Source organism: Candidatus Methylacidiphilales bacterium (assembly GCA_033875315.1).
Classification (GTDB): Bacteria; Verrucomicrobiota; Verrucomicrobiia; order Methylacidiphilales; family CAZTYG01; genus JANRJG01.
Window position 1 is genome coordinate 99,758 of record JANRJG010000026.1, and the last position, 16,873, is coordinate 116,630.

17 protein-coding genes are annotated in these 16,873 nt (G+C 61.4%); 13 read left to right on the top strand and 4 right to left on the bottom strand.

The window, feature by feature from the left end:
* The first annotated feature begins 42 nt into the window (after window positions 1-42).
* From SFU85_08315 to SFU85_08360, 10 genes are all read left to right on the top strand, one after another.
* Window positions 43-960: an amidase family protein gene (locus SFU85_08315; GenBank protein MDX6766781.1), complete on the top strand. Its 918-nt coding sequence runs from the start codon at window positions 43-45 to the stop codon at window positions 958-960.
* Window positions 885-1,754: an amidase family protein gene (locus SFU85_08320; protein MDX6766782.1), complete on the top strand. Its 870-nt coding sequence runs from the start codon at window positions 885-887 to the stop codon at window positions 1,752-1,754. The genes SFU85_08315 and SFU85_08320 overlap by 76 nt, the downstream gene beginning before the upstream one ends.
* Window positions 1,755-1,893: 139 nt before the next feature.
* Window positions 1,894-2,682: a creatininase family protein gene (locus SFU85_08325; GenBank protein MDX6766783.1), complete on the top strand. Its 789-nt coding sequence runs from the start codon at window positions 1,894-1,896 to the stop codon at window positions 2,680-2,682.
* 2 nt (window positions 2,683-2,684) lie between these two features.
* Window positions 2,685-4,034, top strand: a complete 1,350-nt coding sequence (gene glnT / locus SFU85_08330; protein ID MDX6766784.1) for a type III glutamate--ammonia ligase — start codon at window positions 2,685-2,687, stop codon at window positions 4,032-4,034.
* An 18-nt stretch (window positions 4,035-4,052) separates the two neighbouring features.
* Window positions 4,053-4,418, top strand: coding sequence for a nuclear transport factor 2 family protein (locus tag SFU85_08335; protein MDX6766785.1), 366 nt, complete (start codon window positions 4,053-4,055; stop codon window positions 4,416-4,418).
* Between the two features lie 52 nt (window positions 4,419-4,470).
* Window positions 4,471-5,457, top strand: coding sequence for an ABC transporter substrate-binding protein (locus SFU85_08340; GenBank protein MDX6766786.1), 987 nt, complete (start codon window positions 4,471-4,473; stop codon window positions 5,455-5,457).
* A 134-nt stretch (window positions 5,458-5,591) separates the two neighbouring features.
* The gene (locus SFU85_08345; protein MDX6766787.1) at window positions 5,592-6,611 is read left to right on the top strand and encodes an ABC transporter permease subunit; all 1,020 of its coding nucleotides are present in this window, start codon (window positions 5,592-5,594) and stop codon (window positions 6,609-6,611) included.
* Between the two features lie 111 nt (window positions 6,612-6,722).
* Window positions 6,723-7,622 carry an ABC transporter ATP-binding protein gene (locus SFU85_08350; GenBank protein MDX6766788.1) on the top strand — a complete coding sequence of 300 codons (900 nt, stop codon included), beginning with the start codon at window positions 6,723-6,725 and terminating at the stop codon, window positions 7,620-7,622.
* Window positions 7,623-7,688: 66 nt separating this feature from the next.
* Window positions 7,689-8,633, top strand: a complete 945-nt coding sequence (locus SFU85_08355; GenBank protein MDX6766789.1) for a sodium-dependent bicarbonate transport family permease — start codon at window positions 7,689-7,691, stop codon at window positions 8,631-8,633.
* A gap of 111 nt (window positions 8,634-8,744) precedes the next feature.
* Window positions 8,745-9,887, top strand: coding sequence for a permease (locus SFU85_08360; GenBank protein MDX6766790.1), 1,143 nt, complete (start codon window positions 8,745-8,747; stop codon window positions 9,885-9,887).
* 59 nt (window positions 9,888-9,946) lie between these two features.
* On the opposite strand, the gene chrA is transcribed toward SFU85_08360, so the two are convergent.
* Complete coding sequence (chrA, locus tag SFU85_08365; protein ID MDX6766791.1) at window positions 9,947-11,251, bottom strand: chromate efflux transporter; 1,305 nt, start codon at window positions 11,249-11,251, stop codon at window positions 9,947-9,949.
* Between the two features lie 161 nt (window positions 11,252-11,412).
* Here chrA and SFU85_08370 point away from each other — a divergent pair, with 161 nt between their 5' ends.
* The 3 genes from SFU85_08370 (at window position 11,413) to SFU85_08380 (ending at window position 13,338) form a co-directional block, all read left to right on the top strand.
* Window positions 11,413-12,306 (top strand): ABC transporter ATP-binding protein, encoded by an 894-nt coding sequence (locus tag SFU85_08370; protein ID MDX6766792.1) that lies wholly within the window; start codon window positions 11,413-11,415, stop codon window positions 12,304-12,306.
* Window positions 12,303-13,124: a hypothetical protein gene (locus tag SFU85_08375; GenBank protein ID MDX6766793.1), complete on the top strand. Its 822-nt coding sequence runs from the start codon at window positions 12,303-12,305 to the stop codon at window positions 13,122-13,124. The genes SFU85_08370 and SFU85_08375 overlap by 4 nt, the downstream gene beginning before the upstream one ends.
* A 67-nt stretch (window positions 13,125-13,191) precedes the next feature.
* Window positions 13,192-13,338 carry a hypothetical protein gene (locus tag SFU85_08380; protein MDX6766794.1) on the top strand — a complete coding sequence of 49 codons (147 nt, stop codon included), beginning with the start codon at window positions 13,192-13,194 and terminating at the stop codon, window positions 13,336-13,338.
* A 78-nt stretch (window positions 13,339-13,416) separates the two neighbouring features.
* Here the strand turns inward: SFU85_08380 and tsaD are convergent, their stop codons facing one another.
* The 3 genes from tsaD to SFU85_08395 form a co-directional block, all read right to left on the bottom strand.
* A complete protein-coding gene (tsaD, locus tag SFU85_08385; GenBank protein ID MDX6766795.1) occupies window positions 13,417-14,424 on the bottom strand; it encodes a tRNA (adenosine(37)-N6)-threonylcarbamoyltransferase complex transferase subunit TsaD in 1,008 nt (335 codons plus the stop codon).
* An 83-nt stretch (window positions 14,425-14,507) separates the two neighbouring features.
* Window positions 14,508-15,848, bottom strand: coding sequence for a S41 family peptidase (locus SFU85_08390; protein ID MDX6766796.1), 1,341 nt, complete (start codon window positions 15,846-15,848; stop codon window positions 14,508-14,510).
* A complete protein-coding gene (locus tag SFU85_08395; GenBank protein ID MDX6766797.1) occupies window positions 15,848-16,786 on the bottom strand; it encodes a UDP-glucuronic acid decarboxylase family protein in 939 nt (312 codons plus the stop codon). The genes SFU85_08390 and SFU85_08395 overlap by 1 nt, the downstream gene beginning before the upstream one ends.
* Between the last annotated feature and the right edge of the window lie 87 nt (window positions 16,787-16,873).

Consider the following 16,873-nt stretch of genomic DNA (forward strand, 5'->3'; position numbering starts at 1 on the left):
TAAACCCATAACCAATCAGCATTCATCAATCAAAAATCAGAAATGACCTCCAAGTCCAAACTCCAGGCGCATTACGAAAAGATCGCCGCCGATGGTCGGTTCAACGCCTGGATCACCCTCGTGCCTTTGGAGGAAAACTTGCGCCGCCTGGAATCCCTCTCCCCTTCCCTACCCCTCTACGGTAAGACTTTCGCCGTGAAGGACAACATCGATGTCGCCGGCCTGCCGACGACTGCCGCCTGCCCTGGCTACGCCTATACGCCGAACACCTCGAATCCCGTGGTCCAAGCCCTCCTTAATGCCGGGGCCCTCTGCCTGGGAAAGACGAACATGGACCAGTTCGCCACCGGCCTCGTCGGCACCCGCTCCCCGCACGGTGCCGTGAAGAATGCCTTGGCGGAGGAATTCATCTCCGGAGGCTCGAGTTCCGGTTCGGCCGTCGCGGTCGCCCGTGGTCACGTCGACTTCGCCCTTGGCACCGACACCGCAGGTTCGGGCCGCGTCCCGGCCGCCTTCAACGGACTGGTCGGCACCAAGCCCACGCGCGGCCTCCTCAGCACCCGCGGCGTCGTGCCCGCCTGCCGCTCCCTCGACTGCGTCACTTTTTTCACCAAGGACATCGCCCAGGCCCGCACCCTCCTCGGACTCACCGCCGCGTTTGATCCCCTCGATCCCTGGTCCCGCCAAGCAAAACCCACACCTGCCGCCGACGCTCCCTGGCGCATCGGCGTTCCGCGTGAGGATCAATGGTTCTTCGACAACGACGAGACGGCCCGCTCCGCCTACATCTCCGCCATCGCTCAATGGAAAGCCCTCGGTCACACCGTGGTGGAGATCGACCTGGCCCCCTTCCTCGAAACCGCCCGCCTTCTCTACGGCGGCCCTTGGGTCGCCGAGCGATACACGGCGGTTGGCGAATTCCTTCATCAAATCAGAAATCAGAAATCAGAAATTCCCTAGACCCCACAGTCACAAAAATTATTTTAAATGGTCAAAACCCCACCGCCGCCGACTGCTTCCACGCCCTCCATCGGCTCCAAGAACTGAAACGGGCCACCGAACCCGTCTGGGAATCCATCGACTTCCTCCTCCTCCCCACCACCCCGACCTGCTACCGCATCGACGAAGTCCAAGCCAACCCGGTCGAGCTGAACAGCCGCCTCGGCACCTACACCAACTTTGTCAACCTGCTCGACCTCTGCGCCGTGACCGTGCCCCACGGGTCACAAGTCGGCGGCGTCCCCACCGGCCCCACCCTACTCGCCCCCGCCTTCCATGACGATTTTCTATTGCAGGCAGCAGCGGTATTTCTTGGCGATAAGCTGCATTCCCTAAAATCAGAAATCAAAGATCAGAAATCAGAAATTGAATTGGCCGTCGTCGGCGCCCACTTGAAGGGCCTGCCATTACACCATCAATTGGTCAAACTCGGGGCGCGTTTTCTAAAGCTCACCCGCACCGCTCCCACCTACAAACTTTACGTCCTGCCCGACAGCACCCCGCCCAAACCCGGCATGGTTCGGGTCAATGCCGGTGGTGCCTCCATCGAAGTGGAAACCTATGCCCTGTCTCCCGAAGCCTTCGGCCAGTTCGTCGCCCAAATCCCTTCCCCCCTCGGCATCGGCACGATCACCTTGGAAGAGGGCGAAACCGTCAAAGGATTCCTCTGCGAGCCCGCCGCCCTGGAATCCGCCCCCGAAATCACCGCATACGGGGGATGGCGGGGTTACCTGACCTACCGGGAATCCAACTGACTGTTTTCAGGGTTTTTCCCCAAGACTTGGCCCGTTGCCTGCTTCATGAAATGAAATCTGTTTTTTCCATGCCTTTTTGCCCACCCGACTGCACACGAATTTTGACTTTCTTCATACTTTTTTAACCCCACTTCTCCCCATGTCCCTCCCCGCCCCCCTCTTCTGGTCCGAACGCACCTGGCCGGAGATCGCCAGCCTCCGCGATTCCGGCATGCACCTGGCCGTACTTCCGGTGGGGGCCACGGAACAACACGGCCCCCACCTCGCCTGCGGCATGGACACGATTTCGGCCCAATGGGTGGCGGAGCAGGTCTCGGCCCGCACCGGGGTTCCTGTCCTTCCCGCCCTCCCCTACGGTTGCTCGCTCGGTCACAGCCACCGCTGGCCCGGGACCCTCTCCCTGACCCCGCACATCCTCACGGATACCGTCGTCTCCCTCTACGAATGGCTGCACCGAGCGGGATTTCAGCGTCTTCTCATTCTGAACGGCCACGTCACCAACCATGCCCCGCTGCGGTGCTCCCTCGAAATCATCCGCTCCCGCTGGGACGACGCCTGCATCGGCCTCCATTCCATCGCCACCCTCAGCCCCCGCATCCAAACCCGCTTTGCCGCGGATGCCGCCGACTGGCACGCCAATGAGGCCGAAACCTCGCTCATGCTCCACCTCGCCCCGGAAAAAGTTCGCTCTGAACTCCTCGACACTTCGGACGACCCCGACCGCACAGAAGGCCTGCCCTTTGCCTTCCCGGTCAACCGGACAAGCAGCAATGGCGTGACCGGCTACCCCAGCCGGGCCACCCCCGCCGCCGGAGCAGAACTGGCCCGCATGTTGCTGGAAGACTGGGAAGCCCTCGTCCGCACTGCCCTCACCGCCCAACCCCCATTGAACCACTCCTACGGAACGCCGATCACACAGGACCAATAACCATGGACTTATCCGCCTTCAAAGAAACCCTCATCGCCCAGGGGGTCAAATACTGCATCGGTGCCTACGTCGACATCCACGGCGTGCCCAAGGGCAAAGTCGTCCCCATTTCCCACTTCGAGGACTTCGCCCAAGGCTCGGAACTTTACACCGGTTACGCGCTCGACGGCCTGGGCCAGGGACCGAACGACGACGAGATCGCGTCGGTGCCCGACCTCGACCGAATGGTCATTCTCCCTTGGAATACGGAAGTGGCCTGGTTCCCGGCCGACAACACCTTCCACGGCCAGCCCTACCCCATCAACACACGGGTCGCCTTCAAAAAAGTCCTCCAACAGGCCGCCGACCTGGGCTTCCAGTTCAACCTCGGCATCGAGTGCGAAGTCTACTTCGTCGGCCAGGACGAGAACGGCGCCCTCTTCGTCCCCAACGGCGACGACAACCTCATCAAGTCCTGCTACGACGTCAAACGCTTCCTCGACCAGTATCCCCTGCTCGACCAGATGGCCTCGACCCTCAACGCCCTCGGTTGGGACGTCTACTCCTTCGACCACGAGGACGGCAACTCGCAGTTTGAATTCGACTTCAAACACAGCGACGGCCTGACCATGGCCGACCGCTACATCTTCTTCCGGTATCTGGCCAAGAAGATCGCCGCCGACCACGGCCTGCTGGCCACCTTCATGCCCAAACCCTTTGCCGACAAAACCGGCAACGGGGCCCACTTCAACATGTCCCTCTCCGACCCGGCCACGGGCAGGAACCTCTTTGCCTGTCCAAAGGAGGAGGACCCGCGGGGCCTAGGCCTCACTCCGCTCGGTTACCAATTCATCGCCGGCATCCTCCGCCACGGCCGGGCCATCTGCGCGGCCTTCGCCCCCACGGTCAATTCCTACAAGCGCCTGATCCGCCGCGGCGCCATGAGCTATTACACCTGGGCCCCGGTCTTCAATTCCTTCGGTACCAACAACCGCACCAATTCCATCCGCGTGCCCATGTCCGGAGGCCGCTGCGAATCCCGCAACGCCGATTCTTCCTGCAACCCCTATCTCGCCGGTGCCCTGGTTCTCGCCGCCGGGCTCGAAGGCATCCGGGAAAACCTCGACCCCGGCAATCCCCAAACGGAAAACCTCTACGAATTCACCGACGCCCAGCTGAAAGAACGGGGCGTCCAACCCCTGCCCAAGACTCTCGGCGAAGCCGTGGAGGCCTTCGCATCCGACCCCTGGATCGAAAGTGTCCTCGGCCCGGAACTGCGGCAGGAATTCATCACCTACAAGCAGGCCGAGTGGGAGGAATACCACCAGACCGTCAGCGATTGGGAAATCAAGCGCTACGCCCGGCTTTTCTGAACGACCCCCAACCACGCCATGACCGCCACCCTCCAAGACACCACCGCCATCGCCGAAACCATCGGGCGCTACACCGAAGGCGCACGCACGGGTGACCTCGCCAAAATGAAGGCCGCCTTCCACCGCGATGCCCAGATCTTCGGCTACATCCAGGGTGAACCGTTCTTTGGACCGATCCAGATCCTCTTCGATTGGGACGAAAAAAACGGCCCCGCCGCGGACATCCAAACCCAGATCACCTCGATCGACGTGGCCGGGACCGTGGCCAGCGTCCGCCTGGAAATCGACAACTGGACCGGCATCCGCTTCACCGACTTTTTCACCCTCTGCAAAGTGGACGGCCGCTGGCTCGTCATGAACAAAGTCTTCCACCGGCACAATTGATGCTTTTGCCTCCCCCAACCGAACCCAAAGTGAACCCCAATCAGGAAAAAACATGAACATCCCCAAATCCCTGACCCTCGCCGCCGCGTTGGTCATCGCCACCACTGCGGGCGCATTCGCCCAGGCCAAGAAAGAACCCCTCAAGATCGCCTACAGCGACTGGCCGGGCTGGATCGCCTTTGAAGTCGGCATCCAGAAAGGCTGGTTCAAGGAAGCCGGCGTCGACGTCAAATTCGAATGGATGGATTACCTCCCCTCCATGGACGCTTTTGCCGGCGGCAAGGTCGACGCGGTCACCATGACCAACGGCGATGCCCTCGTCACCGGTGCCAATGGCGGCAAGAGCAAGTTCATCCTCCTCACCGACTACAGCAACGGCAACGACATGATCGTGGCCAAGCCCGGCATCAAATCGCTCAAGGACCTCAAAGGCAAAAAAGTCGGCTTGGAAGTCACCCTCGTCGAACACCTCCTCCTGCTCAAAGGCCTGGAAAAAAATGGATTGAAGCAGTCGGACATCACCCTGGTCCCCACACCCACCAATGAAACCCCGCAAACCCTCGCCTCGGGTCAGGTCGAAGCGATCGGTGCCTGGTATCCGGTTTCGCAGCAGGCCCTCAAGGCCGTCCCCGGCTCCAAACCCATCTGGACCAGCGCCGACGCCCCCGGCCTGATCTACGATGTCCTCGCCGTCAGCCCCCAGAGCCTCTCCGCCCGCAAGGAAGACTGGGCCAAGGTGGCCAAGGTCTATTACAAGATCGTCGACTACCTGAAAGATCCCAAAACCAAGGACGATGCTGTGAAAATCATGGCCGCCAAGGTCAAGGTTTCCCCGGAAGAATTCGCCACCTTCCTCCCCGGAACGTACTTCCTCACCCTCGCCGAAACCAAGGCCCGCTTCAAGAAAACCGACGGCCTCGATTCGCTCTACGGCTCCACCGCCATTGCCAACAAGTTCAATGTCGACAATGCCGTCTACAAAGAATCGCAGAAACCGGAAGACTACATCGACGCCTCCATCATTGAATCTCTGAAGTAAATCACCCCCATGGCCGTCCACGGATCGTCCAACCCGTTCCGTGGATTCCAGCAGATGAACCATTCCCAAACTTCGCGTCCTTCGCGAGCTCCCGGCCTCCATGCTTCCGCAAAGCGGGACGATGGAGGTTTGTGGTGAAACCCTCCCCTCCCCGCGACCCACTCGGCCTGCGCAGCGAACTCTCCCCACGGAGCCAGTTGCTGCTCCTGGTCCTATCCTTCATCCTCCCGCTCGCCCTTTGGAGCGCCATCAGCTACCTGCCCTTTCTCTGGCACCCCATGGTCCGCATCACGGAACCCGGCGGAGTGGATTACTTCCAAAAGGGCCAGCTTGTTGACCGCCAGGTGTTTTCCGAGGAATCCGCCAAGGCGGTTTCGGCCGGACTGGCCAAACCGGACGGCCACCGCGCCAACCCGGTGTACCTGCCCGCCCCCCACGAGGTCGCACGGGCCCTGGTCACCGCCTTCCAGACCCCTCCCCGCCTGCCCACCGAACCCTGGCTGCACCAGAGCCTCTGGCATTCCGTCACCATCATCTTCTGGGGCTTCACCCTTTCCTCCCTCGTCGGCCTTCCCCTGGGCATCCTCTGCGGCAGCTTCCGCGCCGTCTCCCGCACCACCGAACCCTTCATCGAATTCTTCCGCTATCTTCCCGCTCCCGCTTTTGGCGCCCTCTGCGTGGCCGTCCTCGGCATCTACGACGCCCCCAAGATCGCCATCATCTTCATCGGCACCTTTTTCCAACAAGTCCTGGTCATCGCCAACACCGTGCGCAAGGTCGATCCCGCCCTCCTCGAAGCGGCCCAAACCATGGGGGCCAGCCCCAAGCAACTCGTCACCCGCGTCATCATCCCCGCCTCCATCACCGATGTGTACACCGACATGCGCATCCTCCTCGGCTGGGCCTGGACCTACCTCATCGTGGCCGAATTCATCGGCACCTCCTCCGGTATCACCTACTTCATCAACCAGCAGGGCCGCTACCGCAACTTCGACAACGTCTTCGCCGCCATCATGATGATCGGCATCATCGGCCTGGCCTCCGACCTCTTCCTCGCCTGGTTGGGCAAACAAATCTTTCCCTGGAAAGGCAATGGCCGCCCTTCCATCCTGCGCCTTTTCTTCAAAGCCCTCGCCCCGGACTACGTGAAATGATGATTGAACAGGAGGTAATGGAGAAAACAGAGCAATGCGGCGTTTTATTTTTAACTATAAACCCTCATCGGCCTTGCTCAGTTAACTCTGTTTCCTCCTGTTAAAATTCCCATGTCCTCCACCCTCCAACTACCCAGTTACCGCGACCAGTCCCCGGAGGTGGCGGCGCGTTTCGCCAAGCTCCACCAGCGCCCGGTCATCCTCGATGTCAAAAACCTCGGCAAACGCTTCGCCGCCGCCGAAGGCGAGCGCGACGCCCTCAAGGACGTCTCTTTCCAAGTCCACCGCCGGGAATTCGTCACCGTCATCGGCCCGTCCGGCTGCGGCAAGTCCACCCTCATCCGCATGATCGCCGGGCTCGACCACCCCACCTCGGGGGAAATCCTCCTCGACGGCAAACCCGTCACCGCTCCCGGCCCGGACCGCGGCATGGTCTTCCAGGGTTACACCCTCTTCCCCTGGCTGACCGTGAAGAAAAACGTCATGTTCGGCCTGGAAATCGCCGGCCATGGCGGATTCGAAGCGGAAAACGATGCCCTCCAATGGATTGATATGGTCGGCCTCTCCGCCCACGCCGAAAGCTACCCGCACCAGCTTTCCGGCGGCATGAAGCAGCGCGTGGCCATCGCCCGCGCCCTGGCCAACAACCCCCGCATCCTCATCATGGACGAGCCCTTCGGCGCCCTCGATGCCCAGACCCGCTGCCAGATGCAAAGCTATCTCCTGCAGATCTGGCGCCAGGTCGATGTCACCATCCTTTTCATCACCCACGACTTGGACGAAGCTGTCTACCTCTCGGACCGCATCCTGGTCCTCGGAACCCAGCCGGGACACGTCGAGGAATTCATCGAGAATCCCGTGCCCCGCCCCCGCAGCGCCGACCAGTTCATCACCCCGCCCTTCCTCTCCGTCCGCCACCGTCTCGACACCCTCATCCACCCCCCCGGGCAGGAACACGAGGACAAACTCCCCACCATCCGGCTGACCCAGGTGGGTGATGACGTCGAGTAACCATCCCCACGCAACCGACGGTTCCTTTGCACTTGCCAAGGACCGATGACCAAGGACGATGGACCCATGTCCGCTCTTGATCCTGTCATCTGCTTCTTCCTGCTTGGTTTGGTCGGCGGGCTGGCCAAATCCGACCTCGACATTCCCGACCAGATCAACAACGCCATCAGCATTTACCTCCTCCTGGCCATCGGGATCAAAGGCGGGATTGCCCTCCATGGTGCCACCCTCGCCCCCATCGCCCTCCCTGCCCTCGGGACCCTCGGCCTCGGTCTTCTCATCCCCGTGCTGGCCTACACCATCCTGAGGAAACTCGGCAAGTTTTCCGGCATCGACTCCGCCGCCATTGCCGCCCACTACGGTTCGACCAGTGTCATCACTTTCGCCGTTGCCCTCAACATCCTCTCGCGCCAAGGCATCACCCACGAGCCCTTCATGGTCGTCCTCCTGGTCATCCTGGAAATCCCCGCCATCATCGTCGGCCTGATGCTGGCCCGGCTGACCCATGCCTCCACCAATGTCCACTGGAGCGAAACCCTCCGCGAGGTCGTGCTGGGCAAGAGCGTCCTCCTCCTTGTCGGCGGGCTCCTGGTCGCCTGGTTCAACGGTCCCGAACGCATGACCGACATCAACAAGCTCTTCATCGAACCCTTCAAGGGCGTGCTGGCGCTCTTCATGGTCGGCATGGGGGTGGCCGCAGCCAAACGCCTGGGCGACCTGCGCACGGCTGGTCCCTTCTTGGTGGCATTTGCCCTGGTCATGCCCCCTCTGGCTTCGTTACTCGGCATCGGCACCGGCATGGCCTGCGGACTTTCCTACGGCGGGTGTGTTCTGCTGGGCGTACTCGCCGCCAGCGCCAGCTACATCGCCGCCACCGCCGCCGTCCGCGTAGCCCTCCCCGAAGCCAACCCCGGCTACTACCTCGTCGCCTCCCTCGGCATCACTTTCCCCTTCAACGTCATCATCGGCATCCCCCTCTACCTCCGCTTCGCCTCCTGGATGGGGGCCTGATGGAAAGTCTGAAGTTGAAGGTTCGGGGTTTCTTGTTCCTGTGAAGGTGGAAGGTGTTCCTGAGAATACCTTATCACGGGACAACCGTATTTTATCACCTAAGTTGGTGGGGTGAGCGATTGCTGTTCTTCCCAACCCAAACTTAACCCCACCCCATCGCCCACTCCGTCCTGCTGTGGTGGAGACCACGGAACACCACCCCCCAGTCCAAATCATGATGGGGGTGACTGTTGCGGCTCTACCAAGAGAACCTTCGACTGGCTCCTGTGGGGATCGTTCGCCCTGGCTGCTCTGGCTTACTCCACCCACCTGGCCTTTCCCCACCTGCACGATACCCATGCCCGCCTGGGCACTTTCACGCATGGGGTCTTCGACCTCCTGAATCAAATGTGGTGGGGCCTGGCCTTGGGCATCGTTGCCGTCGGCCTGCTCGGGAAGGTCCCCCGCGAAACGGTCATGGGCCTTCTGGGACCGGGCGGCAGAATCAATGGCATCCTGCGCGCGGTCGGCGCGGGATTGCTCCTCGACCTCTGCAACCACGGCATCCTACTCGTGGCCATGAAACTCTATGAACGCGGAGCCAGTGTCGGACAGGTGATGGCCTTCCTGATTGCCAGCCCTTGGAACTCTTTTTCCCTCACGATCATTCTCTTCTCTCTCATCGGTTGGAAATGGACCGTGCTCTTCATCGCGGGCTCGGCTGTCATCGCCCTACTCTCCGGGCTGATCTTCGACCGCCTGGTCGCGAGCGGCATCCTACCCGCCAACCCGCATACGCGGGATCTGCCGGAAAACTACTCCCTTGTCGGAGATGCGAAAGCCCGCCTGCGCACCTTCCGACCGGGTTCGCATTGGATCCGTTCCGTGCTGGTGGATGGCATCCGGGATTCCCGCATGATCGTGCGCTGGATCCTTTTCGGCTCGGTGCTGGCGGCTTTGCTTCGCGCGGTGCTTCCGATGGAATTCTACCAAACCTGGTTTGGCCCGACCATCGGTGGCCTGCTGCTCACCCTGCTGGCGGCCACCATCATCGAAGTCTGCTCGGAGGGATCGACCCCCATCGCTGCCGACCTGGTGACCCGTGCCGGGGCGCCGGGGGGCGGGTTCACCTTTCTGATGGCCGGGGCGGCCACCGACTACACCGAGATCATGGCGTTGAAGCAAACCACCGGTTCCTGGAAGATCGCCCTTTTCCTGCCCCTGGTCACCGTCCCCCAAGTTCTCCTCCTCGGCTGGATCATGAACCGATTCTGACTTAGGGTAAGCGTCCTTGGTCCTTGGTCCTTGGTCCACCGTCATCCGTCATCCACCCCTCACCCCGCCCAACCGAGGACGTGGACCAGCCACCCGGCGGCACCCCCGGCCACAATCACCGACAGCACCCCTCCGGGCACATGCTTGTTGAGGGCGATCCAAGCAAGGAGGGCCAGGATGGCCGCCGTGCCATCGAAACGTCCGCCGAAGGGAAGAAGTAAGTGGGAACCGAACCAAAGGGCGAGGTTGAGGATCACCCCCACCACGGCGGCAGTCACCGCGGTCAGGGCGGCGTCACAACGCGCCCACCCCCGCAAGCGTTCGACATAAGGGGCCCCCACCAGAATGAAGAGAAAACTGGGCAGAAACGTGCACCAAGTGGTCAGAACGGCACAAAGTGTGGCGGCCACGAGCGGCGGAATGCCCTCCATGGGATTCTGCCAACCGCCGAGGAAACCGACGAATTGTAGAACCATGATCAAGGGCCCCGGAGTGGATTCCGCCAAGGCAAGCCCGGCCATCATCTGTTCCGGTCCGACCCAACCGGCGGAGACCGCATGATCGGCCACGTAAGGCAGCACCGCATAGGCCCCTCCGAAAGTCACCAAGGCCGCCTGGCTGAAAAAAATCCCCTGCCGGAACAGGATGCTTTCCCCGCCGAACACCCAGAACGCCGCTCCCAGGGGAGCCCACCATAACAACAGACAAATCACGGCAACACGCACGGTAGAAATTGGAGAAACTCTCCCGTTGTCGCGCACGGGTGTCTCCCGCCCGGATTCCGGTCGCAACAACCCGGGACCCTTTGGAAAAACAAAACTGCCCGCCCAACCGATCAAAGCCGCACCCACCACCAAAAAGGGAAAAGGAACCTGCCACTCAAAGATCGCAAAAAAAGCCAGTACCGCCACTGCCGCCGGCAGGGGACCCCTCAGTGCCCTTTTCGACAGCCTTAAAACCGCCTCAATCACCAGGGCCAGAACGACGCACTTCAAGCCGTAGAAGATCGCCGAAAGGACCGGCAAGTTGCCATAGGCGGCATAAACGTAACTCAAGCCCCACAGGAGGAGTGCCGACGGCAAGACAAACAGGGCTCCGGCCACCACCCCGCCACGGACGCCGTGCATCCGCCAACCCAGATAGGTCGCCAGTTGCTGGGCCTCCGGTCCCGGCAGCAACATACAATAATTGAGCGCGTGGAGGAATTGGGGTTCCGTAACCCATTTTTTCTCCTCCACCAATTCCCGGTGCATGATCGCGATCTGACCGGCCGGTCCCCCGAACGAAATCAAACCCAACCGACCCCAAAAACGCACCGCTTCCCTCCATGTGGGCGTATGATTTTCAGGCAATCGGGGAGTCATGGGGACTGACTTCAGCAAACCCCTGCTCCCGCCGCAAGTGCGCACCTTTGCACCCCGGGGTTGATCTTTACGAACACCGCCCTGTTCCCTCAAACGACACCCCGATCCCCCTTAGATTCCCAGCTTCCCAGCGGCCCGGCGCCTGCGTATCCTTTCGGACCATGCCCGTCCTTTCCACCCAGGCCCTGACCAAACACTATGGCCGCGTCGCCGCCCTCAACGGCCTCGATCTATCCATTGATGCCGGCCAGGTTTTCGGCCTCCTCGGCCCCAATGGCAGCGGCAAAACCACCTTTCTCGCCACCATCCTTGATGTACTCCGCCCGACCTCAGGCACTTTCACTTGGTTCGACGGCTCCGAAGGCCCGCGCGTCCGCCGCCGGATCGGCGCCCTCCTCGAAACCCCGAACTTCTACCCCTACCTCGACGCCGATCAAAATCTGGCCCTCGTCGCCGCGATCAAGGGCTTGTCCCACTTCGACCCTGATCCGCTCCTGGAACTCGTCCAATTGAAAGAACGACGTGCTTCCCCTTTCAAGACCTACTCCCTGGGGATGAAACAACGCCTGGCCATCGCCTCCTGCCTGGTCGGCGATCCAGATGTGCTCATCCTTGACGAACCGACCAACGGCCTCGACCCCGAGGGGATGATCGAAGTCCGTCGCATTCTTCTAAAAATCGCCTCCCAGGGCAAAACCATCGTGCTGGCCAGCCACATCCTCGATGAAGTGGAGAAAATCTGCAGTCACGTGGCCATCCTCAAACAGGGCCGGTGCCTGGCCTCGGGAGCGGTGGGCTCCATCTTGGGCGGACGCCCGGTTGTCGAAGCCGTCACCTCCGAGGAGGACGCGGAAAAGCTTCACCAGTTGCTGGCGTCACTGCCCTACGTGCTGAACCTCAAGCGCGAGGGCGTGCGCCTGATCTTCGAACTGGAAGACGGGCATGTGCCCGGCGAGATCAACCGCCAAGCCTTCGATAAAGGAATCACGCTCAACCACATCACCTCGAAATCGCGCAGCCTCGAGGCGGAATTCCTGGAAATCACCCGCTCATGAAAGTCTCCTCTCTGCTTTCCATCGAAGCACGCCGCTTCCTGCCCAATGGAACCTTCCGCACGCTGGTGGTGCTCTATCTGCTCCTGTTTGCCGGGGGCTTCCGAATGACCCATCTGATCGGGGAGAATTTCCAGATGACCGTCAATGGGGACACGGTCAAACCCTTGCAGGATATGTTGGTTCATCCCAAGAACTGGCAACTCCTGGCCTGGGTCGGCAGTTGGGCCAACGTCCTCCTCATGGGATTTCTGGGCGTATTCATGATCACCTCGGAATTCCAACACAAAACCCTCCGGCAGAGCGTGATTTTCGGTCTGACCCGTGGTGAAGTGGCAGCGTCCAAAGGAATCTTCGCCGTCGCCCTGTCGCTCGCGGGGACCGGGGTTTACTTGGCCCTGGGTTCACTGGTGGGGATTTTCACTGGAACATTATCCTTACCACCCTGGTTTTCCCTCTTGGGCTTTTTTCTCCAGGCCCTGGGTTATCTGGCCATCGGTACGCTGGTCGGCCTCTTCATCCGCCAGACCGCTTTGGCCATCATCCTATATTTGGCTTACGTGTTGTTCCTCGAAACAGTGGCACGCTGGATGTTCGCCTGGGTTGTTGGCCCCACCCGGGCTTGGCTGTTCCTGCCGGACAAGGTTCTTGAAGCACTGGCATCCTTTCCTGTTCCGCAAGCAGCAAGACAGGCAGTGCGATCCGTCACAGCCTCGCTGCCAGCGGAATTGAACCCCTTCGAATCGGGACTGGCCGCGACCGCCTATCTGGCCCTCTTTGCCATCCTCTTCACCCGCCACCTGCAAAAAGCGGATCTATAATCCCCCCGATCTATTCGGTATTGATTGGGTATTGGAAGTTCCCTTCTTCTCCTTACATTGGGGGGCCATGAAAAATATCGGCCTTCTTCTTGCTGGAATCTGGCTCACCGCCACCGGTGTCATCCAACTCATTGACCTGCACTTCAAGGGACTGCCCGTCGTCATGGCGGTGCTCGCCTTGGTCGCCGGCATCTTCCTCATTGTCCGGCGCTGATCCGGCTCTATGCAGTTGCTTACCACGAAGAGCAGGAAGTTCACGGAGACATTCAGGTTTTGATAGGCTAAACCCCATTCACGGAACGCTGAGCCTGAGGTTGGGATCGACATCCAGATCCCATGGGGAAATCTGGCCGGCGCGGAATCGGAGCAAACCGGCGGCGGCTATCATGGCGGCATTGTCGGTGCTGAGCGTCCGGTCCGGACCAATGAAACGGGATCCTTCCCCTTCCGCCATTTTTTTCAAGGCCCCACTCAGGGCCGAATTGCAACTCACCCCACCGCTCAGCGCCAACAGGCGACCACCAGTCTGTTGCAGGGCCCGCCGGGCTTTGGCCACGAGTACGTCGACCACCGCCTGTTGGAACGACGCACATACATCATCCACCGGGAAATCCGGGTTTTTGTCGCGAAAAATCCGAACCGCGGTTTTGAGTCCGCTGAAGCTGAAATTCAGGTCACCCGAGTCGAGCATGCTGCGGGGAAAGTCCACCGCTGCCGGATTGCCACCGCGCGCACGTTTCTCAATCTCCGGGCCACCGGGATAAGCCAGCCCGAGCAGCTTGGCCACTTTGTCGAAAGCTTCCCCGGCAGCGTCATCGCGCGTCGTGCCCAACACCCGGTAATCCCCCGGACCGCGAACTTCCACCAACAGGGTGTGGCCGCCGCTGACGATCAAGGCCACGTGGGGGAACGCCGGCGGGTTGCCAGTGGTCAGAAACGGGGACACCAGATGCCCCTCCATGTGGTTGATGCCGATCCAGGGTTTGCCCGAGGCCAGGGCCAGTCCCTTGGCGTAGGAAAGCCCGATGAGCAGGGACGAGGCCAGCCCGGGGCCGCGGGTCACGGCAATGCCAGCCAAGTCGGACAAAGCGGTGCCTGATTCCTCCAGCAGACGGGCCACCATCGGGTCCAAGCGCAGCAGATGCTGGCGCGTGGCCAGTTCCGGCACGACTCCGCCATACGGGCGATGGGCCTCGATCTGCGACGCGATCAGGTGGCCGCAAATCTCCAGCCGCCCGCCCGCCTCGCGCACCAGCGCGACCGACGTCTCATCACAGGAAGATTCAATACCAAGGATCACGCAAAAAACCGGTGGTAGTAAAAAGGCGCCAGCTTCCCCACTTAAAACTTCATTATTTAAAACTTAAAACTTTTCCCCGCCCCTCACCTCACCCAGGCGATCTGCTTGGATTGCTTGCGTTCGCCGTAGAGCTGGATGGCTTGGAGGGCGTTGACGGCGCGGCCGAGCTGGGTGTCGGGGAGGTTCTGGACTTCGGTCTGCTGCTCGGGCGAGAGGAGGTGCCAGTTCTGGCGGCGGAGGACATTCTGCTCCTCTTTCAAACTGATCGGCACGAGAATGTGCGGCGTGATGCCGACCCCATGAATGGGGGCATGGCTGGGGGTGTAATACTTGGCCGTGGTCAAACGGACGCCGACCAGCGGCTTGGCATTGGGGTCGACGGGCTGGACGGTCTGGACCGAGCCCTTGCCGTAGGTGACATCGCCGACCAGCACGGCCCGGCCGAGATCTTTCAAGGCGCCAGAGACAATTTCCGCCGCACTGGCGCTGTGGCGGTTGACCAGCACGACCAGGGGCAGGTCGGGGAAATGGGTCCGGCCCTTGGCCTGGAAAAAATTGCGTTCGGAGACCCCCTTGCGGCCCTCGGTCGAGACAATGACCGTGCCCGCCGGGACGAAGCGACCGGCGATCTGGGCCGAGACATCGAGCAGGCCGCCCGGGTTGTTGCGCAGGTCGAGGACCAGCCCGTTGGCCCCCTCGTTCTGCAACTGCTGGAGGGCGGCATCGAACTCGGCCACGGTCTTTTCGCCGAACTGCACCAGGCGGATGTAACCCACGCGGCTGTTGCCGCGGGTGTACTCCTGGAGGATGCGGACCCCGCGCACGGTGGGCACGTTGATGAGTTCGCGCTCCACCGCGACTTCCAAAGTTTCGTTGGTGGAGGGCCGGAAGATGAGGAGCTGGACCGATTCACCCGGTTTGCCGCGCATGGCCTGGACGGAATCACGCACGCTCATGCCTTTGGTCGATGTCCCATTGATCTTGACCACCCAATCCCCGGGCAGCAACCCGGCCTTGGCCGCGGGACCGCCCTCGACCGGCATATTGACGACCAAGGTGCGGTTGGGGAGCATGCCGACGTAGATCCCCAGCCCGCCGAATTCGCCCTCGGTTTCACTGCGCATGGCCGAATAGCCCTCGGGGTCGAGGAATTCACTGTAGGGATCAAGCGATGCCAGCATGCCGTCGAGCGCGGCGTAGGTCAGTTTTTCATAATCCACGCTGCCCGCATCGACGTATTCTTCCCGGATCAATTCGAGCACGCTGGAGAAGACCACCGCACTACGGTAGCGGGCCTCATCGTTGGCCCCAGCCGGGGCCGGGGGCACGGTGGTGGGCAGGGTTTGCCCCCGAACCGGGGCGACGAGGGCGGAAGCGGAGACGGCCAGGGCCAGGAACAACGGGGCGGCGCGGCCGGCTTTCATCAGCTTTCGAGCCGGGCCTGGAACCAGGGAATGGTCTTGGCCAGTCCTTCACTCAAGCCCACCTTCGGCTCCCATCCCAAGAGGGTCTTGGCCCGGGTGATGTCGGGACGGCGCTGCTTGGGGTCATCGACCGGAAGCGGCTTGGAAATGATGGTGCTCTTGCTGCCGGTGACCTTGATGATCTCCTCGGCGAACTGGCGCACGGTCATTTCATTCGGATTGCCGATGTTGACCGGTTCATGGAAATTACTTTGGGAAAGACGGAAGATGCCATCGATCAGATCGGAGACGTAACAGAAGCTGCGGGTCTGGGAACCGTCGCCGAAGACCGTGAGCGGCTCGCCGCGCAGGGCCTGACCGACAAAGGCCGGGACGACGCGTCCATCGCGCAGGCGCATACGGGGGCCGTAGGTGTTGAAGATGCGGACGATGTGGGCATTGACCCCGTGGTGGCGGTGGTAGGCCATGGTCATGGCCTCGGCGAAGCGCTTGGCCTCGTCGTAGACGCCGCGCGGCCCGATGGGATTGACGTTGCCCCAGTAATCTTCCTTCTGCGGGTGGACCAGGGGGTCGCCGTAGCATTCCGAGGTTGAAGCGATGAGGTAGCCCGCCCCTTTGGCGTGGGCCAGACCGAGGGTCTTGTGCGTGCCGAGGGAACCGACCTTGAGGGTCTGGATGGGAAGTTCGAGGTAGTCGATCGGGCTGGCCGGGGAGGCGAAATGGAAGACGAAATCGACCTTGCCCGGGATGTAGAGGTATTCCGTGACGTCCTGCTTGATGAACTTGAATTTGCTGTTGCCGGCCAGGTGCTCGATGTTGGCAGTGTTGCCGGTGAGGAGATTGTCGATGCCGATGACTTCATGGCCTTCGGCCAGCAGGCGGTCGGAGAGATGGGAACCCAGAAACCCGGAAGCACCGGTGACAACAGATACAGGCATAAATTGGGATTAGCCGCTTCCCCGCCGTTGGCAAGCACCCACCGACCGCCGAACCCGCCTGGCCATGGAACCCTTGCCTGGTTTCAA